At 64.1% G+C, this 22,954-nt stretch carries 20 protein-coding genes and 1 pseudogene; 15 read left to right on the top strand and 6 right to left on the bottom strand.

The annotated features are described in order from the left end of the window. Positions 1–20: 20 nt before the first annotated feature. A complete protein-coding gene (locus tag HD842_RS08210; protein WP_183553008.1) occupies positions 21–2,441 on the top strand; it encodes a glycoside hydrolase family 31 protein in 2,421 nt (806 codons plus the stop codon). Between the two features lie 85 nt (positions 2,442–2,526). After that, a complete protein-coding gene (locus HD842_RS08205) occupies positions 2,527–3,606 on the top strand; it encodes a catalase family protein (RefSeq protein WP_183553006.1) in 1,080 nt (359 codons plus the stop codon). Positions 3,607–3,623: 17 nt separating this feature from the next. Here the strand turns inward: HD842_RS08205 and HD842_RS08200 are convergent, their stop codons facing one another. From HD842_RS08200 to xth, 3 genes are all read right to left on the bottom strand, one after another. After that, positions 3,624–4,250 carry a LysE family translocator gene (locus HD842_RS08200; RefSeq protein ID WP_183553004.1) on the bottom strand — a complete coding sequence of 209 codons (627 nt, stop codon included), beginning with the start codon at positions 4,248–4,250 and terminating at the stop codon, positions 3,624–3,626. A gap of 86 nt (positions 4,251–4,336) precedes the next feature. Next, a complete protein-coding gene (locus tag HD842_RS08195) occupies positions 4,337–4,912 on the bottom strand; it encodes an MliC family protein (RefSeq protein WP_183553002.1) in 576 nt (191 codons plus the stop codon). A 58-nt stretch (positions 4,913–4,970) separates the two neighbouring features. Beyond that, on the bottom strand, positions 4,971–5,777 hold the full coding sequence (gene xth, locus HD842_RS08190) for an exodeoxyribonuclease III (RefSeq protein ID WP_183553000.1): 807 nt from the start codon (positions 5,775–5,777) through the stop codon (positions 4,971–4,973). A gap of 183 nt (positions 5,778–5,960) precedes the next feature. On the opposite strand from xth, the gene HD842_RS08185 reads away from it, so the two are divergent. The 6 genes from HD842_RS08185 (at position 5,961) to HD842_RS08160 (ending at position 11,818) form a co-directional block, all read left to right on the top strand. Next, positions 5,961–6,791, top strand: a complete 831-nt coding sequence (locus tag HD842_RS08185; RefSeq protein WP_183552998.1) for a transporter substrate-binding domain-containing protein — start codon at positions 5,961–5,963, stop codon at positions 6,789–6,791. A gap of 2 nt (positions 6,792–6,793) precedes the next feature. After that, complete coding sequence (locus tag HD842_RS08180; RefSeq protein WP_183552996.1) at positions 6,794–7,492, top strand: amino acid ABC transporter permease; 699 nt, start codon at positions 6,794–6,796, stop codon at positions 7,490–7,492. Between the two features lie 16 nt (positions 7,493–7,508). Continuing rightward, entirely contained in the window at positions 7,509–8,201 is a 693-nt protein-coding gene (locus HD842_RS08175) for an amino acid ABC transporter permease (RefSeq protein WP_183552994.1), read from the top strand. Between the two features lie 20 nt (positions 8,202–8,221). Next, positions 8,222–8,950, top strand: coding sequence for an amino acid ABC transporter ATP-binding protein (locus HD842_RS08170; RefSeq protein WP_183552992.1), 729 nt, complete (start codon positions 8,222–8,224; stop codon positions 8,948–8,950). Between the two features lie 168 nt (positions 8,951–9,118). After that, positions 9,119–10,768, top strand: coding sequence for a hybrid sensor histidine kinase/response regulator (locus HD842_RS08165; RefSeq protein ID WP_183552990.1), 1,650 nt, complete (start codon positions 9,119–9,121; stop codon positions 10,766–10,768). A gap of 69 nt (positions 10,769–10,837) precedes the next feature. Further along, entirely contained in the window at positions 10,838–11,818 is a 981-nt protein-coding gene (locus tag HD842_RS08160) for an aldo/keto reductase (protein ID WP_183552988.1), read from the top strand. A 180-nt stretch (positions 11,819–11,998) separates the two neighbouring features. Here HD842_RS08160 and HD842_RS08155 read toward each other — a convergent pair whose 3' ends face one another. The 3 genes and pseudogenes from HD842_RS08155 to map form a co-directional block, all read right to left on the bottom strand. After that, the gene (locus HD842_RS08155) at positions 11,999–12,745 is read right to left on the bottom strand and encodes a pseudouridine synthase (protein WP_183552986.1); all 747 of its coding nucleotides are present in this window, start codon (positions 12,743–12,745) and stop codon (positions 11,999–12,001) included. Positions 12,746–12,773: 28 nt separating this feature from the next. Beyond that, the gene (locus tag HD842_RS08150) at positions 12,774–15,356 is read right to left on the bottom strand and encodes a [protein-PII] uridylyltransferase (RefSeq protein WP_183552984.1); all 2,583 of its coding nucleotides are present in this window, start codon (positions 15,354–15,356) and stop codon (positions 12,774–12,776) included. Positions 15,357–15,366: 10 nt separating this feature from the next. Continuing rightward, positions 15,367–16,254 (bottom strand): annotated as a pseudogene (map, locus tag HD842_RS08145) (type I methionyl aminopeptidase); the annotation flags it as partial. 286 nt (positions 16,255–16,540) lie between these two features. Here map and rpsB point away from each other — a divergent pair. From rpsB to ispC, 7 genes are all read left to right on the top strand, one after another. After that, entirely contained in the window at positions 16,541–17,293 is a 753-nt protein-coding gene (gene rpsB / locus HD842_RS08140) for a 30S ribosomal protein S2 (RefSeq protein WP_183552980.1), read from the top strand. A 139-nt stretch (positions 17,294–17,432) separates the two neighbouring features. Next, on the top strand, positions 17,433–18,341 hold the full coding sequence (tsf, locus tag HD842_RS08135) for a translation elongation factor Ts (protein ID WP_183552978.1): 909 nt from the start codon (positions 17,433–17,435) through the stop codon (positions 18,339–18,341). Positions 18,342–18,689: 348 nt separating this feature from the next. Then, positions 18,690–19,406, top strand: a complete 717-nt coding sequence (gene pyrH, locus HD842_RS08130; protein WP_183552976.1) for a UMP kinase — start codon at positions 18,690–18,692, stop codon at positions 19,404–19,406. Positions 19,407–19,431: 25 nt separating this feature from the next. After that, a complete protein-coding gene (gene frr, locus HD842_RS08125; RefSeq protein ID WP_183552974.1) occupies positions 19,432–19,992 on the top strand; it encodes a ribosome recycling factor in 561 nt (186 codons plus the stop codon). A gap of 191 nt (positions 19,993–20,183) precedes the next feature. Then, the gene (uppS, locus tag HD842_RS08120) at positions 20,184–20,933 is read left to right on the top strand and encodes a polyprenyl diphosphate synthase (protein ID WP_370660805.1); all 750 of its coding nucleotides are present in this window, start codon (positions 20,184–20,186) and stop codon (positions 20,931–20,933) included. Next, positions 20,934–21,764, top strand: coding sequence for a phosphatidate cytidylyltransferase (locus HD842_RS08115; RefSeq protein WP_183552972.1), 831 nt, complete (start codon positions 20,934–20,936; stop codon positions 21,762–21,764). Between the two features lie 12 nt (positions 21,765–21,776). Next, the gene (gene ispC, locus HD842_RS08110) at positions 21,777–22,949 is read left to right on the top strand and encodes a 1-deoxy-D-xylulose-5-phosphate reductoisomerase (protein ID WP_183552970.1); all 1,173 of its coding nucleotides are present in this window, start codon (positions 21,777–21,779) and stop codon (positions 22,947–22,949) included. Positions 22,950–22,954 lie beyond the last annotated feature (5 nt).

Raw genomic sequence — 22,954 nt, 5'->3', positions numbered from 1 at the left:
GACATAACGACAACCACGCCATGACTACAGCCACGATCGCCCGCCTTGCCCTATGCATCACCGCACTCCCACTGGCCACCAGCACGTTCGCGTTCGCGCAGAACGCCGAGCGCCAGTTCAAGAGCGTCACGCAGAACGGCAACACGCTCGAGATCGCGACGGCCGACGGGCGCTACCTGATCAAGCCGTATTCGAGCGCGATCGTCGAGACCACCTTCATCCCGAACGGCGAACAGCTGGACCCGGCCTCGCATGCGGTGATCCTGGCGCCGGTCCAGGCGCCGGCGACCTTCAAGGACGACGGCGCGCGCATCACGTACGCCACTGACGGCATCGCGGTCACGGTCGACCGCAAGCCGTTTCGCATCGGGTACTCTTACAAGGGCAAGCCCCTGGTGGCCGAAAAGCGCGGCTTTGGCCGCGTCGACGGCATGGACACCATCGAATTCGGTCTTGACGACGGTGAGGCGCTGTACGGCGGCGGGGCGCGTGCGCTCGGCATGAACCGGCGCGGCAACCGCCTGCGCCTGTACAACAAGGCCGACTACGGCTACGCCGAACGTTCCGAGCTGCTGAATTTCACGATTCCGGTGGCGCTGTCGTCGAAAAAATACGCGATCCACTTCGATAATCCGCAGGTCGGCTGGCTCGATTTCGACAGCCGCAAGGACGGCACGCTGCGCTATGAAGTCATCGGCGGGCGCAAGACGTACCAGGTCGTCGCAGGCGACACTTGGGACGCCGTCATGACTGGCTACACCGACCTGACGGGCCGCCAGCCGCTGCCACCGCGCTGGGCCTTCGGCAACTTCGCCAGCCGCTTCGGCTACAAGACCGAGGCCGAGACACGCGCCATCGTCGACAAGTTCGCGCAAGAGAAGATTCCGCTCGACGCGGTCGTGCTCGACCTGTACTGGTTCGGCAAGACGGTGCAGGGCACGATGGGCAATATGGACTGGGACCGCGACACGTTCCCGCACGCCGAAAAAATGATGGCCGACTTCAAGGCCAAGGGCGTCAAGACGGTCGTCATCACCGAGCCTTTCGTCCTGACCACGTCCAAGCGCTGGCAGGAAGCGGTGGACAAGAACGTGCTGGCGCTGGACCGCGCGGGCAAGCCTGCCACGTATGACTTCTACTTCGGTAACACGGGCCTGATCGACCTGTACAAAAAGGAAGGGCGCGACTGGTGGTGGAATATCTACCGCGACCTGAAAAAGGGCGGCGTCACGGGCTGGTGGGGCGACCTGGGCGAGCCGGAACTGCATCCGTCGAACCTGGTGCACGGCACCGGCACGGCCGACCAGGTCCACAACGTCTATGGTCACGACTGGGCGCGCCTGATCGCCGAAGGATATCAGCGTGAATTCCCGGCCGAGCGCCCGTTCATCCTGATGCGCGCCGGTTACTCCGGGTCGCAGCGCTTCGGCATGATTCCGTGGTCGGGTGACGTCAGCCGCAGCTGGGGCGGTCTACAGTCCCAGATGGAAATCTCGCTGCAGATGGGCATGCAGGGCCTGGCCTACATGCACTCGGACCTGGGCGGCTTTGCCGGTGCGGTGCTCGACGACGAACTGTACGTGCGCTGGCTGCAGTACGGCGTGTTCCAGCCGATCTTCCGTCCGCATGCGCAAGAGGCAGTGGCGTCCGAACCGGTGCTGCGCTCGGAACGCACCAAGGTGCTGGCGCGCGAAGCGGTGTGGCTGCGCTACGCGATGCTGCCGTATAACTACACGATCGCCTTCGACAACCAGCAGACAGGCATGCCGTTGATGCGCCCCCTGATGTTCGTCGAAACCGATCCGGCTCAGCCGATCGAACGCTCGTCGACCTATCTGTGGGGCCCGGATTTCCTCGTCACGCCGATCGTCAAACCGGGCGCCACGCGCGCCGAAGTGTACTTCCCGACCACGGGCAGCGTGTGGTTCGACTTCCATACGGGCCAGGCGCACAAGGGCGGCATTCTCGAAACCGTGCGCCCGGTCGATGCCAACATCCCCGTCTACGTGCGCGCGGGCGCGTTCGTGCCGATGGCGAAGGTGGTGCAGACCACGCGCGATTACACGGGCCGTCAGATCGACCTGCACTACTACCATGACGCCTCGGTCAAGACCTCCAGCGGCAAGCTGTATGACGACGATGGCGAGACGGCCGGCGCTTTCGCAGCGGGCAAGTACGAGATCGTGCGCTTTGCCAGCCGCCTTGGCGAGGCAGACGGCAAAGCGCGCCTCGAGATCGGCTTTGCCACCGAAACCGGCAAGGCGATGACCGCCGTCCCACGGGGCTTTTCGCTGAAGGTGCACAACGTGGCCGCCAAACCGCGGGCCGTGACCGTCGACGGGCGCGCCGTGCGCTTCGTGTTTAACGCCCAGCAGCACCTGCTGGAAGTGCCGGTTGCGGCAAAGGCTGGTCAGGCGGCGCAGGTAGTCGTCACGCTGTAACGGCGCGTGGTCGGGACGGTGCTCTGGCGAACATCGCGCATGGGCGAAGTTCGCTACATTGGAGGCTTCATTTCAGGAGCTACCAATGACGACCACCGCACCAGCCAATCCCCTCGTATTTCGCAGCGAGTTCGAACACGTCGGCCTCGACGAATCCGAGACCATCCACGCGTTGCAGACCGTATTTGCCAATATGGCCAAGAAGGTGGCAGACGCCGAAGGCCACGCCAGCCGCGCCGTGCACGCCAAGGGCCACGCCCTCGTGCGCGGCAAGCTGACCGTGCTGGACAACCTGCCGCCGCAACTGGCCCAGGGCCTGTTCGGCAAAGCCGGCACCTATGACGTGCTGCTGCGATGGTCGTCGCCACCGGCCGAGCAGCTGCCGGATGGCGTCTCGACCCACCGCGCCGTGGCGATGAAAGTGCTGAACGTGCCGGGCGAGCGCTTCGACACGGCCAAGAGCGGCAACTCGCAGGACTTCCTGATGGTGAACGGTCCGGTGTTCTCGGCGCCCGATCCGCAGGGGTTCCTCAAGAGCGTCAAGATGCTGGCAGCGACCACCAACGCATCGGAAACCGGCAAGAAGATCATCTCGGCCGTGCTGCGCACCGCCGAAAATGCACTGGAAGCGGTCGGCGGCGAGAGCGGCATGCTCAAGGCGCTCGGCGGCGAGCCGCAGCACCATCCGCTGGGCGAAACCTACTTCAGCCAGACGCCGTACCTGTACGGCCAGTACATGGCCAAGCTGTCGCTGGCGCCCGTGGCGCCTGAACTGCTGGCGCTCGATGGCGCATCGATCAAGACCGAGGACGACGCGCAGCGTCACGCAATCGGCTCGCACTTCGCATCGCAAGGCGGCGAGTGGGAACTGCGCGTGCAGCTGAACGTCGATGTCGAGAAGATGCCGATCGAGGATGCCTCGGTCGAGTGGCCACAGGACCTGAGCCCGTTCATCGCCGTGGCGCGCGTGCGCCTCGAACCGCAAACGAGCTGGGACGCGTCGCTGGAAAAGCTGGAAGACGAAATCGCCTACGACCAGTGGAACTGCCTCGTCGAGCACCGCCCGCTCGGGTCGGTCAACCGCGCGCGGCGCCAGGTGATGGCCACGTCGCGCGAATTCCGCTCGGAGTTCAACCGCTGCCCGATTCACGAGCCGTCGGCATAATCGCAAAATAAGGACGACTACCGGGCCACGATCAAGCGCAGCCCCAGTCCGATGAACACCGCCCCCGCGATCCGGTCGAGCCACATGCCGGCCGTGGGGGTGCGATTAAGCCAACCGCCGATCGTCCCCGAAAAGTAGCCCAGCAGGCCGAAGATCACGGCCGCCTGCAGCGTGAAGACAATCCCCAGCACGCCAATCTGCAGATTGGCGTCGCCACGCGCCGCGACGACGAATTGCGGCAGGAACGACAGGAAGAACAGCACCACTTTCGGATTGATCGCCGCGGCCACCAGGCCTTTGGCGAACAGGCGCCGCGCCGGTTCGTTCGACAATCCCTCACCAGAGACGCGCGCACCGCCACGGCTGCGAATCGCGCCCCAGCCCATCCAGATCAGGTACAGGCCACCGGCGACCTTGAGCGCCGTGAACGCCGTCGGCGACGCCGCGATCAGCGCACTCACCCCGATGACGGCCAGCAGCGTGTGACTCAGGCAGCCGAAGGCGCAGCCAAGCCCGAAGGCCACGCCGCGCAGGCGCCCCTTGGCGATGCCGGTGCTGAGCACCATCAGATTGTCGGGGCCGGGGGAGAGCGTGATCAGGATAGCGGCGGCAAGAAAGCCGAAGAGCTGTTCGGGCGAAAGCATGGTGGCGGCGAGATGAAGAAAGGGCGAACAGCATAGCGCATGTTCGCCCTTCGTCAAGCATCCCGCAGTGCGGGGTCAAGCGGTCATCACGCCTTCTTGCAGCTCAGTTCCTTGGCGTTCTCGCCCCACTTGATGGTGACCTTGCCATTCTGTTCCTTGAACTGTTCGCCGCGGTTGCCGTAGGCGACGCCGTTGTCGCTTGGCTCGCCGCGCAGCAGCACGTGTTCCTTGTTGCGCGCTGCGACCATCGACGCTGGCGTGGTTTCGAGGAAGAAGGCGGTGATCTTGCTCTTGTCGCTGCAGGTGTACTTCACCGGGCCCTTGGCCTTGGTGACCTTGTAGGCCGTCTGCAGCTGCATGGCGCGGGTGCCGTAGGCATTGTTGATGCAGGTGGTCATGTCCTTGGCGTCGGCGCATTGCTTGACGCCGTCCCACCACTTGGTGTGCTGTTCCTGCAGCGTCTTGCCGGCGCCGGCATCGATTTTTTCCAGCGCTGCGCGGTACATTGCGTAGATCAGGCCTTCCGATTCAGCGGAGCCAGGATGGCCGCAGACCTTGGCTTCGGCCGAGCCGATGCCCTTGGCGCAAAAGCCTGGCATCGAGACAGCTTGCGCGCCGATCGGCAGGGCGAGGGCGGCGGCGAGAACGAGAAGTTTTTTCATGAGGATTCCTTATGGTGGTGGTCGCGGCGCATCTGTGTGTGCGCCGTCGTGAATTGGGTCAGGCGGGCTTGCCCGATTTTTTGCTCGGTATTTTTCCAAGATTGAGCTCAATCCAGGTCGGCGTGTGGTCGCTGGGTTTCTCGCGCCCGCGCATGAATTTGTCCACGCCGGCCGCCTTGAGCGCCGGCGCCAGCGCAGGGCTCAGCAGCAAATGGTCGATGCGCAGGCCGGCGTCGCGCCCGAACGCGTTGCGGAAATAATCCCAGAACGTGTAGATCGTTTCGTCCGGATGCAGCGCGCGCAGCGAATCGAGCCAGCCCTGTTCCATCAGACGCCCAAAGGCAGCGCGGGTCTCGTCCCGGAACAGTGCGTCGTCGACCCAGCGTTCGGGCTTGTAGACATCGCGCTCGGTCGGGATCACGTTAAAGTCACCTGCCAGCACGGCCGGTACGCCGGCCGCGAGCAGCTCGAGGCCGCGCAGGCGCAGACGCTCCATCCAGGCCAGCTTGTAGTCGTATTTGGGGCCGGGCGCCGGGTTCCCGTTTGGCAGGTACAGGCAGGCGATCAGGATGCCCTGGTAGGCCACCTCGAGGTAGCGGCTTTGCTCGTCGGCGTTGTCGCCCGGCAAGCCGCGCTGCACTTCCTGCGCCGGCTCGCGCGTGACGATCGCGACGCCATTCCAGCTTTTCTGGCCTTGCCACAGCGCGTGGTAGCCGGCCGCTTCGATCGCGGCGATCGGAAATTTCTCCTGCGGCGCCTTGAGTTCTTGCAGGCACACGACGTCGGGCTGGCGCTCCTCGAGATAGTGCAAGAGGGCGTCCAGCCTGCTGTTGATACTGTTGACGTTGTAGGTGGCGAGCAGCATGGGGTGTTCCGCATTCGTGACGGGTCATTATGACAATATTGCGTGGAATCAGTCGCACGCCTTATTGGAGTCGCGTCGGTACATATACGCAAAACAGTATTATCTTATGGCGAATTGTTCGTTTTCTCATATAAGTGTTTGTTCTATACTACGATCATCGAATATTGTTGCTGGAGATTTTGCATGATCAACCGCCGTTCCCTCATCCTGTGCGCCGTTGCGCTGGGTAGTTCGCTCTCCATGGGTATGGCGCACGCCGACCAGCTGGCCGACATCAAGAAAAAAGGCCAGATCGTGTTCGGGGTGCTCGGCACCGATGAACCGAACAGCTTCATCGATCCGAAAACCCGCCAGCTGGTGGGCTACGAGATCGACGTCGCCACCGCCGTGGCCAAGAAAATCGGCGTCAAGCCGGTGTTCAAGCAGCTGGCCGTGTCGGCCCGCATCCCTGAGCTGCAGCAGGGCCACGTCGACATCCTGGCCGCCACGCTGACGCACAACAAGGAGCGCGAAGCGCAGGTTGACTTCGCGCTGACGCACTTCGTCACCGGTTCCAAGGTCATGGTGCGCAAGAACAGCGGCATCACGGCGCTGCCGCAACTGGCGGGCAAGAAGGTCGTCACCGTCCGCGGCGGCACCCAGGAAACCAATATGAAGAAGGCCGTGCCGACGGCCAGCATCGTCACCTTCGAAAATACCCAGCAAGCGTTCCAGGCACTGCGCCAGGGCAAGGGCGCGGCCTACGTCAACGACGAGTCGTCGCTGCTGGCCGACTACGGCAAACTGGGCCCGGCCGCGAAAGACTTCGTGATCCTGCCGCAGTCGATCGGTGTCGAGCCGATTGCGCTCGGCCTGCGCAAGGGCGAGGCGGGTCTCAAGACGGTCGTCGACCAGGCGCTGCGCGAGCTCGAAGCCAATGGCGCGGCCGAAGACCTGTTCGTCAAGTGGTATGGCCCCGGCACGCGCGCCAATATCGCCAAGCGGACCTTCAAGATCAGCACTGACAAGATCTGACCTTGGCGCTGTTCGATCCGACCATCCTGCAATCCGGCGAGTACCACGACTGGCTGGTGCAGGGCTTCATCCTGTCGATCCAGCTGACCGTGATCAGCTTCGCCTTCGCGCTGCCGTTCGGCGCGCTGGTCGCGGTGATGCGCACCTCGACGTCCAGGCTGCTGCGCGCGGTCGGCACGACGCTCGTCGAATCGATCCGCAACGTGCCGCTGCTGGCGCACCTGCTGTTCTGGTATTTTGCCTTCCCCGAGCTGCTGCCCGAGGGCCTGCGCGAGATCCTGTATGCGAACAATCCCGAAGTGGTGTGCGCCGTCATCGCGCTCACGCTCTACAGCGGCGTGCACATGGCCGAGGATATCCGCAGCGGTATCCGCGCGGTGCCCGCGACCCAGCTGGAAGCGGCCCGCTCGCTGGGCCTGGGGCGCGCTGCGGCGGTGCGCCTCGTGCTGCTGCCGCAGGCGCTGCGCGCTTCCGTGCCGCCGCTGTTGTCGCAGACGGTCAATCTATGGAAGGACACCAGCGTGGCTACCGTGATCGGTGCGGCCGAGATGATGTACCAGGCCGCGCGCGTCGAGACGGCGAGCTTTCGCAGCCTCGAGGCGTTCACCTTTGCCACGCTGGCCTACCTGACCGTCTCGCTGCTCATTTCGGCGGCGGCGTACCTGTTCCAGCGCCGCTATCCGGTGCGCACGGCGGCCTGACCATGAAAGCGTCCCGATGCTGGAACTGATCGATACCTACTGGCTGTATTTCCTGGTCGGCCAATACCCGGACGGCCCGCTGGGCGGCCTGGTGCTGACCATCCTGCTGTCCGGCGCCGCGCTGGTGCTGGCCATGCCGCTTGGCCTGATGCTCGGCATTGCGCGCGTGAGCCGCCGGCGCGCCATCAGCCTGCCGGTGGGCGCGTTCGTGCAGCTCGTGCGCGCCGTGCCGCTGCTGCTGGTGCTGTTCTGGGTGTACTTCTTCCTGCCAGCGGTGACCGGCGTGAAGACCTCGCAGGCTGCGACGATGCTGATCGTGCTGGTGGTGTTCGACAGCGTGTATCTGGCCGAGATCGTGGCGGCGGGCATCCGCGCACTGCCGAAAGGGCAGCTGGAAAGCGCCCGCTCGCTGGGCCTGGGCTACGGCCAGGCGCTGCGCCATGTCGTGCTGCCGCAGACCTTGCGCCATGGCCTGCCGTCGATCGTGAACCAGCTGGTCTCGACGATCAAGGCGACCTCGCTCGGCTACATCATCGGCCTGTCGGAAGTCTCGTTCATCGCCACCCAGATCAATACGCTCGTGTTCACCCGGTCGGTGGAGGTGTACCTGATCCTGGCGCTGACCTATTTTCTGCTGTGCTTTGGCCTGTCGCGCCTGGCCTTCCTGCTCGAACGGCGCCTGCAGCGGCGGCCCGTCGGCGCGCACTGAATTCCTGAAAGAAGCGAACGATGATCGTTCTCGATAACGTCAACAAGTATTACGGTGACTACCACGCGCTGGTGGGGATCACCGAGCGCGTGGAAAAAAACGAAGTCTTGGTTGTGTGCGGGCCATCGGGGTCGGGCAAGTCGACGCTGATCCGCACGCTCAACCGGCTCGAAGACATCGACGGCGGCCACATCGCCATCGACGGGCGTGACATCCACGCCAAAGGCTTTGACGTGAACGCGCTGCGTGCTGGCATCGGCTTCGTGTTCCAACAATTCAACCTGTTCCCGCACCTGACGGCGCTCGAGAACTGCATGCTGGCGCCGGTGCAGCTCAAGCGCGCCAGCAAGGCCGAAGCCAGTGAGCAGGCGATGGCGCTGCTCGACCAGGTGGGTCTGGCCCACAAGGCCGATGCCTATCCGGACGCGCTGTCGGGCGGCCAGCAGCAGCGCGTGGCGATTGCCCGCGCGCTGGCCATGCGGCCGTCGATCATGCTGTTCGACGAGCCGACCAGCGCGCTCGATCCGGAGATGGTGGGCGAGGTGCTGCAGGTGATGCGCTCGCTGGCAAAACAAGGCATGACGATGGTCTGCGTGACCCACGAGATGGGGTTTGCGCGCGACGTGGCCGACCGCATCTGGTTCATGGCCGAAGGTAAAATCCTGGAGAAGGGCGCGCCCGGCGACTTCTTCGCCAACCCGCAGCATCCCCGCGCCATCCAGTTTCTCGCCGATCGCAACCGCAACTAGCGCCCCGCCACGCCGGCATGCACAGTTTCGTGGACGCCATGCACATGCAGGACAGCGGTTTGGTATTTATAATGGCTGGCCGGCAGGCACGTCTGTGCCTGTCGATCATGCTTTTCCACTATGCCGATGCCGGCTTCCTTTTACCGTGCTACTTGAAGCTTTCCCGCGATGACGTCCAATTCTGCCAACTTCGACGAAGATGCACGCCTTGCCGTCCTCGATTCCTTCGGCATCCTCGATACGCCGCCCGAGCGCTCGTTCGATGACGTGGTGCGCCTGGTCAGCCAGCTGCTCGATGCGCCGATTGCCGCCGTCAACCTGATCGCGCGCGGACGCCAGTGGTTCAAGTCGGAGATCGGCCTTGGCACGCGCGAAATGCCGCTCGATAACTCGATTTGCCGTCACGCCCTGCTGCAGCAAGAGCAGATGATCGTGACCGACACCCAGAATGATCCCCGCTTCAGCTGCAATCCACTCGTCACGGCCGAAGGCGGCCTGCGCTTCTACGCCGGCGCCGTGCTGCGCACGCGCGACGGTGTACCGCTCGGCACCCTGTGCGTGCTCGACAAGAAACCGCGGCCGGAAGGGTTGACCGAGCAGCAGCAGTTCATGCTCACGACGATGGCGCACCAGGTAATGAGCCAGATCGAGCTGCGCCAGGCGCTGGCCGAGCAGGAAGCGCTGAACGAGGCGCTGCGCCGCGCCGACCAGCGCAAGGATGAATTCCTCGCGATGCTGGCGCACGAGCTGCGCAACCCGCTGGCACCGATCGTCTCGGCGGCCACGATGCTGTCGAACTTCGAGCTCCAGCCAAGCATGGTGCAGCGCGCTGCCGACATCATCGCGCGTCAGGCCGGCCATATGACGTCCCTGATCGACGACCTGCTCGACGTATCGCGCGTTACGCGCGGCAAGGTGGAACTCGAATTCGTCGAACTCGATCTGAAGGATGTCCTGGCCGACGCGGTCGAACAGGTACGGCCGCTGATCGAGAAGCACGGCCATCGGCTGGTGCAGGAGGCGATGCCGGCGCCGGCGCTGGTCGTTGGCGACCGCAAGCGCCTGGTACAGGTCATGACCAATTTACTCAGTAACGCGGCCAAGTATACGCTCGAGGGCGGGCGCATCGAGGTGCGCCTGGCCACGCGCGGCGCGCTGATCGACCTGACGATCCGCGACGACGGCATCGGCATGTCGCCCGAACTGATCGCCAGCGCGTTCGACCTCTTCTCGCAGGGCACGCGCGGGCTGGATCGCAGCCAGGGTGGCCTGGGCATCGGCCTGGCGCTCGTGCGCAGCCTGCTCAAGCTGCATGGCGGCGAAGTGACTGCCGCCAGCGACGGACCGGGTTGCGGCAGCACGTTCCGGGTCACATTGCCGCTGTCGTCGCGCGCTGGCGCCGCCGCGCCGGCTGCCGGTACCGATGCACCGCAGGGTAATCCGGCCGCGCTGCGCATCGGCGTGGTGGACGACAACGAGGACGCCGCCGTGACGCTGGCGCTGCTGCTCGAGACGCTGGGCCACACGGTGTCGGTAGCCCATTCGGCGCGCGCCGCGCTGGAAGCGCTGCCGGCGTTCGAGCCGGACGTGTGCCTGCTCGATATTGGCCTGCCCGAGATGAATGGGTTCGAGCTGGCCCGGGCACTGCGCGCCAGGCCCGGGACCGATCATGCGATCCTGATCGCGGTTACCGGCTACGCGCAGGAGAAAGACCGCGCCGAAGCACGCGCTGCGGGCTTTCACGACCTGTTCGCCAAACCGGTCGACCTCGAGGTGCTGGGTGCGGCGCTGGTGCAGATCGAACGGCGCCGGCGCTAGCCTGCTGTGCGACGGGGTCCGCGTGCGTCAGGCAGAGTTTGTGTCTGATTCACGCACAAAGGACACACCATGACGCAACGCTATCAACCGATCACCCGCCTGGGCCTGGGCGGCACGGGCTTTGGCGACATGTACCACGCCACCAGCGACGAAGCAGCCCAGGCGACCGCCGACGCTGCATGGGACGCCGGCATCCGCTACTTCGACACCGCGCCGCACTACGGCGCCGGCCTGTCCGAACACCGCTTCGGGCACGCACTGCGCCGTCGCCCGCGCGCCGACTACACACTCTCGACCAAGGTCGGCCGCCTGCTGGCCCCATCCACCCCGGGCGAGATCGCCGCGCCGTTCGTCGGCGCCTTGCCATTCAAGCGCGTGATCGACTACACGGCAGATGGCGCGCGCCGTTCGGTGGAAGACAGTCTGCAGCGCATGGCGCTGGCATCCATCGATATCGTCTACGTGCACGACCTGTCGCCCGACATGTTCGGCGACCAGTTCGACCACTACTACCGGATCGCGTCCGGTCCGGGCGGCGCCTTCGAGGGTTTGACGAAGCTGCGCGAGGAGGGCGTCATCAAGGCCTGGGGCCTGGGCGTCAACACGGTGGAGCCGTGCCTGCGCGCGCTGCGCGATGCCGACCCCGATATCTTCCTGCTGGCCGGGCGCTACACGCTGATGGAAACGACGCCGCTGGCCGAGTTGTTCCCGCTGTGCGCCGAGCGCGGCGCAAAGGTCGTCATCGGTGGACCGTTCAACTCGGGCTTCCTGGCCGGTGGGCCGAATTACGATTACGGTCCGGCCGATGCGGACAAGCTGGCGCAGCGCGAACGCTTGCGCAAAGTAGCAGTCGACCACGGCGTCGACCTGGCTGCTGCCGCGCTGCAGTTTGGTCTGGCGCACCCGGTGGTCGCCGCGACCATTCCCGGCGCGAGCAGCCCGGAGCACCTGCGGCGCAATGCGGTGTTGATGGAGATGGCGATTCCGAAGGCGTTCTGGGACGCGTTGCGTAGCGAGGGGTTGGTGGCAGAGGAAGCGCCATTGCCGTAACGTGCCCGTTGCGGGATGCCCGGCGCGATATCGCCGCGGCCAACATCCGACGCGTGGACGGCGCAGCCGTCCACCCTACGTCAACAGGTCATTTGATGAAAATGTGCCGTAGGGTGGGCGGCTATGCCGCCCACGCGGTGATCGTTGCAGGTAGAACAGCCGCGATAGAATCCGAACGGCTTAAAACCCTTCTTCCGGCGTCAGATAACGCCACTGCCCAACCGGCAGGTCACCCAGCTTGACGCGCCCGATCCGCACGCGCTTCAGGCCCAGCACCTTCAGGCCCACCATATCGCACATGCGCCGGATCTGGCGTTTGCGGCCTTCCTTCAGCGTGAAGCTCAGCTGGTCCTCGTTCTGCCAGCGCACCTTGGCCGGCAGCAGCGGTTTGCCATCCATCCACAGGCCGTGCTTGAGCTTCTTGAGTTCGCTGTCCGGCAGCGTGCCCGGCTTCGTGTACTCCACGCGCACCAGGTATTCCTTCTCGATTGAGGTCGTCTCGCCAATCAGCTGCTTGGCGATGCGGCCATCCTGCGACAGCACCAGCAGGCCCACCGAGTCGATGTCCAGGCGGCCGCACGGCACGAGGCTGCGCAGCTGGGTCGGGTGGAACTGCTCCGTTGATGGATCCTCAGCCCAGCGGTTCTCGGGCCGGATCAGCGCCACGGCCGGCGTATAGCCGTCCTCGGCCTGGCCGCTGACGTAGCCGACCGGCTTGTGGATCAGCACCGTGACACGCTTGGACTGCTCGGCGGCGGCCTGGCGCTCGACCGTGATGCGCTGCGTCGGCAGCACCTTGCTGCCCAGTTCCGACACGACCTGGCCATCCACCCGCACCCAGCCGCGCGTGATCCATTCATCGGCTTCGCGGCGCGAGCACAGGCCCAGTTCGGACATTCGTTTGGAGAGGCGGAGCGGTTCGGTCATGGTCAAAGCTTTTCGGTGGAGGAGTAAATCAGATCTTGAGCGCGTCGAGCAGGTCCGTTTCGAGCTGGACCTGGATGCGCGGGTTGTTCAGAGCAGGGCCGTCGACGAGGAACACGTCTTCGACGCGCTCGCCCAGCGTCATGATCTTCGCGGTGTGCAGGTTGATGCGGTAGCGCGTCAGCACGCTCGACACCGCATACAGCAGGCCCATACGATCGTTCGCAGCGATCGACAGCACGTGGAACTGGCCCCGTTCGTCGGGCCGCACTTCGACCGTCGGCGTGATCGGGAACGTGCGCGACATGCGCGACAGGCGTCCGCGGCACGGCGGCGGCAGCGGTTCCTGCGACACCAGCAGGGCGCTCAGTTCGTGCTCGATCAGGTTGATGATGTCGCGGTAGCTGCCGGCGAAGTGTTCGTCGGCCACCATGAAGCTGTCGAGCGCATAGCCGTGGCGCGTCGTATGGATCTTGGCGTCGAGGATCGAGAAATCCTTGCGGTCGAAGTAGCTGCAGATGCGCGCGAACAGGTCGGGTTGATCCTTGATGTACACGGCCACTTGCAGGCCTTCGCCGATCGGCGCCAGGCGCACCCGCACGATCGGCTTGTCGCTGTCGACCTTGTCGTGCAGGGCGCGCGTCTGCCAGGCGATGTCGGACGCGTCGTGGCGCAAAAAGTACGCGACGTCCAGCTGCTTCCACAAGGCTTCGTGCGCATCGACGGGCAGGCCAAACAGGCGCAGCGTGGCCAGCGCCTCTTTCTGGCGCGCGCGCAGCTCGCGGTCGGCCGAATGCGGCTCGCCCCCCAGCACGCGCAGCGTCGTCTTGTACAGGTCTTCCAGCAGCTTGGCCTTCCACGCGTTCCAGACCTTGGGGCTGGTGCCGCGGATGTCGGCCACAGTGAGCAAATACAGCGCCGTCAGATGGCGTTCGTCCTTGACCACCGCGGCAAACGCCGCGATCACGTCGGGATCGGACAGGTCCTGCTTTTGCGCGACCTGCGACATCGTCAGGTGCTGCTCGACGAGGAACACCACGAGCTCGGTGTCGGCCTCGGTCATGCCATGGCTGCTGCAGAACTGGCGCGCGTCGTCCATGCCGAGTTTGGAGTGGTCGCCACCACGGCCCTTCGCGATATCGTGGAACAGGGCAGCGACGTACAGCACCCAGCGGTCACGGAAGTCGGCGATCAGCTGGCTGCAGAACGGGTATTCGTGCGCGTGTTCGGGCATCGTGAAGCGGCGCAGATTACGCACCACCATCATGATGTGCTGGTCGACCGTGTAAGCGTGGAACAGGTCGTGCTGCATCTGCCCGACGATCTTGCGAAACGCCGGCAGGTAGCGGCCCAGGATGCCGAATTCGTTCATGCGGCGCAGCGCATGCACCATGCCGCGCGGCGCCTGCAGCACGCGCAGGAACAGCGCCTTGTTGACCGGATCGGCGCGGTACGCGTCGTCGATCTGGGTGCGGGCATGCCACAGCGCGCGGGTGGCACGCGCGGTCATGCCCTTGATGTCGTGGCGCTCGGTCATCACAACGAACAGTTCGAGGATCGCGGTAGGCGTCTGCTCGAACGTGTCGTCCTGCGCGATATCGATCAGGTTCCCCATCTGCAGGAAGTGGGCGCTGATCGGGAAGGCGACAGCAGGCTGCGGGAACAGCTGGGCCTCGATATTCTGCAGCAGGATCGTGTTGAGCTGCGTGACGGTCTTGGCGGCCCAGTAGTAGCGCTGCATCAGCAGCTCGCTCGGGCGGCGCACGTTCGGGCCATCGTCCGTGGCGACCAGGCCGAGCGTATTGGCAATGGCCGTCTGGACGTCGAATACCAAACGGTCTTCGCGCCGCTTGGTGTGCAGGTGCAGGCGGATGCGGATGTCCTTGAAGGCGCTTTCCTTTTCCATCAGCTGGCGCGCTTCCATGCGCGTGATCAGCTCGCGCGTGGCGAGCTGCCCCCAGCTGTCGGCCAGGCCGGCGGCCTTGGCCACCCACATGATCACCTGCAGGTCGCGCAGCGCGCCCGGGCTTTCCTTGACGTTCGGTTCGAGCGCGAACGCCGTGTATTCGTGCTTGGCGTGGCGCAGGCGCATCTCGGCCGTCTTGGCCCGGAAGAACGCCTGCGGGTCGAGTGCCTCGCGGTAGCGCTGCTGCAGCGTGTCGAACAGCGGCTCGTTGCCGGTGACCAGGCGCGCTTCGAGCAGACTCGTTTGCACCGTGATGTCGGCCGCGGATTCGATCAGGCATTCGTCGACCGTGCGGATGCTGTGCCCGATCTCCAGGCCCAGGTCCCACAGCAGCTGGACCAGGCCTTCGAGGCGCGCCTGCGTGATCGCATCCGGCGGGGCGGCCAGCAGGATCAGGAGGTCGACGTCGGAGTACGGAAACAGCTCGCCACGCCCGTAGCCGCCCACGCCCACCAGCGCGGTGCCGGCGGGCAGGCCGGCCGCCTGCCAGGCATCGATCAGTACCGCATCGACGACCTGGCGCAGGTTGCGCAGCAGTTTTTCGGGCATGCCGTCTTCCTGGAACGCCTGGAACACGAGCTGGCGCTCGTTCTTGAGGCGCTGGCGCAGCGTGGTGCGGACGGTGTCCAGGTGTTCGGCGTGACCCATGGCCGGCTCCTTAGGCCGCTGCGGCGGCAGGGGCAGGCGCAGGCCAGACAAAGTCCGGCCCGAGCAGCGGCAGGGCGATTGCCGGCGGCGGTGGGCTGCCGGCCGACAGCGTCAAGACTTCGACGCCGGTTTCGGTGACCAGCACCGTGTGCTCCCACTGCGCCGACAGGCTGCGGTCCTTCGTCTTGATGGTCCAGCCGTCCGGCATTTCCTTGATGTCGCGCTTGCCCGCATTGATCATCGGTTCGATCGTGAAGATCATGCCGGGTTGCAGGACTTCGAGCGTGCCCGGGCGGCCGTAGTGCAGCACTTGCGGCTCTTCGTGGAACGAGCGGCCCACGCCGTGGCCACAGAATTCGCGCACGACGCTGTAGCCGTTCTTTTCGGCGTGCTGCTGGATCGCGTAGCCGATATCGCCCAGGTGCTTGCCCGGCTTGACGGCGGCGATACCCAGCCACATGCATTCAAAGGTGACTTCGGCCAGGCGGCGCGCCATGATCGACGGCTCGCCGACCAGGTACATGCGGCTGTTGTCGCCGTGGAAGCCTTCCTTGGTGATCGGCGTGATATCGATGTTCAGCGCGTCGCCGCTCTTGAGCACGCGCTCGCCCGGGATGCCGTGGCAGATGACGTCGTTGAGCGAGGCGCAGATCGAGCCCGGGAACGGCGGGTAGCCGGGCGGGGCGTAGTTGAGCGTGGCCGGAATCGTGCCTTGCACGTTGACCATGTACTCGCACGCCAGGCGGTCGAGCTCGCCGGTGGTGATGCCGGGCTTGATGAATGGAGTGATATAGTCCAGCACTTCCGAGCCGAGGCGGCAAGCGACGCGCATGCCGTCGATTTCTTCGAGGGTCTTGATGATGGTGGCCATAGGAGAGTCGTATCCTGCGTGATATCGGGTGAGCGCCCGGCGACCGGGGTGGCGATGGTCGGGGCAGTATGGCCGCCATTATAAGGGATGTCGCGCCGCTGCTGTAAGGCGGCGGGAGGCGCCTGCCTGGCCGGGCTGCGATTGCACGCTTGAATAATGCTGACAATTCCGCTAGAATCTCGGGTTGCTCGGATTCACATCGTGCAACGTTGTAAAAATAAAGTTTTTTAATTGATAGAAATCGCGAATGTGGCCCTAAAAGGGTGCCTGCTTGGTGACTGGCCACATTCAAGACCCAACCCTGGAGAATTACATGTCCGTTACTATGCGCGAAATGCTGGAAGCCGGTATTCACTTCGGCCACCAGACCCGTTTCTGGAATCCAAAGATGGCACCGTTCATCTTCGGTCATCGCAACAAGATCCACATCATCAACCTGGAAAAAACCATGGCGATGTATCAGGATGCGATGAAAACCATCAAGCAGATCTCGGCCAACCGCGGCACGATCCTGATGGTCGGCACCAAGCGTCAGGCTCGCGACATCATCGCAGCTGAAGCGCAACGCGCCGGCGTCCCATACGTCGACCAGCGCTGGCTCGGCGGCATGCTGACCAACTTCAAGACCATCAAGACGTCGATCAAGCGCCTGAAGGAAATGGAAGTCCTGGTCGAAGACGGCTCGGTCGAGAAGATGTCGAAAAAAGAAGCGCTGATGTTCTCGCGCGAGATGATCAAGCTGCAAAAGTCGATCGGCGGTATCAAGGATCTGGGCGGCGTGCCAGACGCGATCTTCGTTGTTGACGTCGGCTACCACAAGGGTACGATCACCGAAGCCGGCAAGCTGGGCATCCCGGTCATCGGCATCGTCGACACCAACCACTCGCCAGAAGGCGTCACCCACATCATCCCGGGTAACGACGACTCGTCGAAAGCCATCAGCCTGTACGCACGCGGCGTTGCCGATGCGATCATCGAAGGCCGCGCCAGCGCGACCAACGAAGTGGCTGACATGGTCAAGGCAGCCGGCGGCGACGACTTCGTCGAAGTTTCCGAGCAGGCATAAGTGATGGCAGGCCATGTGCCTGCTGCCACATAGAAGGGGGCGCCGGACTGTCGAGCCCCCCTTTTTTTAAGCTAAATACTTGCAGGACGCACAATTTGAGCGGACTGCGCCCCTGGATACACATTTAGGAGAACACACTATGGCAGCTATTACTGCAGCAATGGTTGGCGAACTGCGCGCCAAGACCGATGCACCAATGATGGAATGCAAAAAAGCACTGACCGAAGCCGACGGCGACATGGGTCGTGCTGAAGAAATCCTGCGCGTCAAGCTGGGCGGCAAGGCATCGAAGGCATCGGCACGCGTGACCGCCGAAGGCGTCGTGGCTACCTATATTTCGGGCAACGTCGGCGCGCTCGTCGAAGTCAACAGCGAAACCGACTTCGTTGCGAAGAACGACGATTTCCTGGCCATGGTCAACCTGGCAGCACGCCTGGTCGCCGAAAACAACCCGGCTGACGTCGCTGCTCTGGCAGCCCTGCCGCACGAAGGCGGTACCTTCGACGACGTCCGTACTGCCCTGATCGGCAAGATCGGTGAGAACATGACCGTGCGTCGTTTCCAGCGTTTCGAAACCACCGGCAAGCTGGCGTCGTACCTGCACGGCACCCGTATCGGCGTCATCGTCGATTTCGAAGGTGCGGACGAGCAAGTCGGCAAGGACCTGGCCATGCACATCGCTGCCATGAAGCCAGTCGCTCTGTCGTCGGAGCAAGTGCCAGCAGAAATGATCGAAAAAGAGCGTTCGGTTGCTGAACTGAAAGCCAAGGAAGATGCTGACAAGGCCGTCGCCGAAGGCAAGCAGCCACAATCGGCTGACATCGTCGCCAAGCGCGTCGACGGTTCGGTGCAGAAGTACCTGAAAGAAGTCTCGCTGCTGAACCAGGCGTTCGTCAAGAACGACAAGCAGTCGATCGAACAGATGATCAAGGCGGCAAACACCACCGTCAAGGGCTTCACCATGTACGTGGTGGGCGAGGGCATCGAGAAGAAGGTCGACGACTTCGCAGCAGAAGTCGCAGCACAGATGGCTGCCAACAAGCAGTAATCAAACAAACGGGCCGTGAGGCCCGTTTTTGTAGGGCGGACGGCTACGCCGTCCGCGCGGTGATGGTTGGCGGCACGGTGATGGGGCAGCAAGCGGAGCCGGTTTGGTTTGGTTTGGTATCCGAACGTAAGTTTTGCGGGATGCATATTGTGGCTCCGTTATCATTCCGAATGACCGCGTGGCCAACGATCACCGCGTGGACGGCGCAGCCGCCCACCCTACGTAGCGCGCCCCAAGCCGTACCCGCTTTACAATCCCATCCGTCCCGGCACGGATGAGACCCGCCCACGAGGCGTTGGTCAGACCCGAATTCGATCCACAGCACTATCTTAAAGGAGCCGCTTCATCATGACAAAACCAGCTTACCAACGTGTCCTTCTGAAACTGTCTGGCGAAGCACTGATGGGCGACGATCAGTTCGGCATCAACCGCGCCACCATCGAACGCATGGTGGCCGACGTGGCCGAAGTAGCCAAGCTGGGTGTGCAGATCGCGGTCGTCATTGGCGGTGGCAACATCTTCCGCGGCGTCGCCCCTGGCGCCCAGGGCATGGACCGCGCGACCGCCGACTATATGGGCATGCTGGCCACCGTCATGAATGCGCTGGCACTGGCGGACGCGATGCGTCACGTCGGCATCACCGCCCGCGTCATGTCGGCCATCGCCATCGAGCAGGTCGTCGAGCCGTACGTGCGCCCGAAAGCGCTGCAATACCTCGAAGAGGGCAAGGTCGTCGTGTTTGCCGCCGGTACCGGCAACCCGTTCTTCACGACCGATACGGCTGCTGCCCTGCGCGGCGCCGAAATCTCGGCCGAGATCGTCCTGAAAGCCACCAAGGTCGACGGCGTCTACAGCGCCGATCCTAACAAGGATCCAACCGCGACCCGCTACGAGAGCATCACGTTCGACGAAGCGATCTCGAAGCACCTGCAAGTGATGGACGCCACCGCGTTCGCACTGTGCCGCGACCAGAAACTGCCGATCAAGGTGTTTTCCATCGTCAAGCCTGGCGCTCTCACGCGCGTGATCATGGGTGAAGACGAAGGTACACTGGTCCACGTCTAAATTAACTGAATAACAGGAGAGCAGCATGTCCTTAGCTGACGTCAAGAAAAACGCACAAGACCGCATGGTCAAGTCCATCGAAACCCTGCGCGCCGATCTGGCCAAGGTCCGTACCGGCCGCGCCCACACCGGCATTCTGGATCACGTCACGGTCGACTACTACGGTTCGCCAACGGCGCTGCCGATGGTCGCCAACCTGACCCTGGTCGATGCCCGCACGATCGGCGTCCAGCCATTCGAGAAGAAGATGCTGGCAGCCATCGAAAAAGCGATCCGCGATGCCGATCTGGGCCTGAACCCGTCGTCGCAGGGCGAAATGATCCGCGTGCCGACCCCGCCGCTGACCGAAGAGCGCCGCAAGGAAATGGTCAAGCTGACCAAGTCCGAAGGTGAAGATGCGAAAATTGCCGTGCGCAATATCCGTCGCGACGCCAACGAAGCGCTGAAGAAAATGGTCAAAGACAAGACCGCATCGGAAGACGACGAGCGTCGTTCGTCCGACGAAATCCAAAAGCTGACCGACAAGGCCGTGGCCGACATCGACAAGCTGCTGGGCGAAAAAGAAAAAGAAATCCTGACGGTGTAAGCAGGTATTTCATCGGCAAGCCCCCGGGCTTTCCTGCGGACCGGCCCCGGCAACTTGCCGCGGCCGGTCCGCGTGCCTTATGATTGGCCAATTGCGCAATGCCAGGTGCAATTCTGTAGCGCAGTTTTCTGGCGCAGTTCTCTGGCGAAGTTTTATGGCGCAGTTTTATGGCGCAGTTTTATGGAAATCTGATGTTCAAAAGCTCGACCACCGCCGTTCCCGCCACGTCCGCCGTGCCACGTCATATCGCCATCATCATGGACGGTAATGGCCGCTGGGCAACCAAACGCTTGCTGCCGCGCGTGGCCGGCCACGTCAAGGGCGTCGAAGCCGTGCGCGGCGTGGTGGAAGCCTGCGTCGAGCGTGGCGTCGAGTACCTGACGCTGTTCGCGTTCTCGTCCGAGAACTGGCGCCGTCCGGCCGACGAAGTCTCGCTGCTGATGCGCCTGTTCGTGACGGCGCTCGAGCGCGAAGTCGCCAAGATGCACGCCAATAATATCCGCCTGAAAGTGGTGGGTGACCTGAGCCGCTTCGATGCCAAGCTGCAGGACATGATCGCCAATGCCGAGCGCCGCACGGCCGGCAACACGCGCCTGACGGTCACTGTGTGCGCGAACTATGGCGGGCGCTGGGATATCATGCAGGCAACCGGCAAGATGGTGAAAGCCAACCCCGGCATCACCGAGTTCAGTGAAGACATGCTGGCGCCGCACCTGGCGATGGCGTATGCGCCTGAGCCCGACCTGTTCATCCGCACCGGCGGCGAAGAACGCATTTCGAATTTCCTGTTGTGGCAGCTGGCATATGCCGAGCTGCACTTTACCGACACCTTCTGGCCTGACTTCACGCCAAAGGCGCTGGACGAGGCGATTGGCTCCTACCAGGAGCGCGAACGGCGCTTTGGCCAGACCGGCGCCCAAGTAGCGAAGAAGACCAACTAAATGCTCAAGACCCGGATTCTCACCGCACTCGTCCTGCTGGCAGTCCTGCTGCCGGTTCTGTACTCCAATAACTACACGGCGTTTGCGGTGGTGGCCTGCGTCTTTTTCGGCGCCGCGATCTGGGAATGTTTTCGCCTGTTTAACCCCGGCGCCCGTAGCGCCATCCTGATTGCCGGCGCCTGGACGCTGGCCTTTGCTTACGCGTTCTTCGTGCGCGAGCAGGGTAATCCAACCTTCTGGTTCGGCATCGGCGTGCTGCTGTGGGCGCTGCGCTTTGCTCCCACGCTCAAGTTCGGCCTGCCGCCGCTGTCGAGCACGCCCAATACCTTGCTGAGTTTGCTGTACGCGATCTCGCTGGTGGCCTGTTTCGTGGCAATCGTCTACCTGTTCAATTACTCGGCCGTGCTGCTGCTGTCGGTGCTGGCCATTGTCTGGGCCGCCGACATCTTTGCCTATGTCTGCGGCAAGACCTTCGGCAAGCGCAAGCTGGCGCCGAGCATCTCGCCCGGTAAATCGTGGGAGGGCGCCATCGGCGGTGGACTCGTCACGCTGGTACTGGCTGCCTGCACCGTGCTGTTCGGTGGCGAAGCCTTCGCCGGCACGTTCGCCGTGCGCGTGCAGGCGGGCCTCGGCTGGCTCGGCTTGTTCGCCGTGATTGCCCTCATCGTGGTTGCCAGTGTCGTTGGCGACCTGTTCGAATCCCAGCTCAAACGCCGCGCCGGCGCCAAGGACAGCAGCAACCTGCTGCCGGGCCACGGCGGCGTGCTGGACCGGATCGATGCACTCGTGCCGGTCCTGCCACTGGCGGCGCTGATCGCCACCTGGCTCTAGAAGGAAGTTCACATGCAACGCATTACCATCCTGGGCGCCACCGGCTCGATCGGCGCCTCGACCCTCGACGTGCTGGCACGCCATCCGGAGCAATACCAGGTGTACGCGCTGAGCGCGCACACGCGCGTTGAAGAACTTGCCGCCGCCTGCCGCAGCTGCCGCCCCGCGCGCGCTGTGGTCGGTAGCGCCGACGCGGCCGCACGCCTGGCGGCGCTGATCGCCGACCTGCCCACCAGCGTCGAATACGGCGAGCAGGCGCTGTGCGATATCGCATCAAGCGCCGACACCGACACGGTGATGGCTGCCATCGTCGGCGCCGCCGGCCTGGCCCCGACGCTTGCCGCCGCCCGCGCCGGCAAGAAGATTCTGCTGGCGAACAAGGAAGCGCTGGTCATGTCCGGCCAGCTGTTCATGGACGCCGTGCGCGAGCACAACGCCACGCTGCTGCCGATTGACAGCGAACACAATGCCATCTTCCAGTCGCTGCCTGCGGCCTTCGGCCGCGTGCCGGCAGCGGCCGGCGTGGCCAAGATCCTGCTGACGGCATCGGGCGGTCCGTTCCTGAACCGCGCCGTCGAAACGCTCGGCGACGTGACCCCGGACGAAGCCTGCAAGCACCCGAACTGGGTCATGGGCCGCAAGATCTCGGTGGACTCGGCGACCATGATGAACAAGGGCCTCGAAGTGATCGAAGCCCACTGGCTGTTCGGCGCGCCGGCCGATCAGATCGAGGTCGTGATCCACCCGCAAAGCGTGATCCACTCGATGGTGTCGTACGTCGACGGCTCGGTGCTGGCACAACTGGGCAACCCGGACATGCGCACGCCGATCGCGCACGCGCTCGCGTACCCGGACCGGATTGCATCGGGCGTCGCCCAGCTCGACCTGACGCAGATGGCGGCGCTGCAGTTCTTCCCGCCCGATTTCACGCGCTTCCCGTGCCTGGCGCTCGCGTTCGACGCACTGCGCGCCGGCGGCACGGCCCCGGCACTGCTCAACGCTGCCAATGAAGTCGCGGTGGATGCGTTCCTCGAACGCCGCATTGGTTTCCGCGATATCGACCGCGTCATCCGCCATGCACTCGACGCTGTCGAGCATGGCCCGGCGCCCTCGATCGAGGCCGTGCTGGCCCAGGACGCACGCGCCCGCGAGGCCGCAGCGCATGCGGTCGCCAGCCTGCACTGATTGAC

Origin of the sequence: Massilia aurea (genome assembly GCF_014200505.1) — a bacterium.
GTDB lineage: Bacteria > Pseudomonadota > Gammaproteobacteria > Burkholderiales > Burkholderiaceae_D > Telluria > Telluria aurea_B.
Note: the sequence above shows the minus strand (reverse complement) of the source record. Positions and strands in the feature narration are given on the sequence as shown.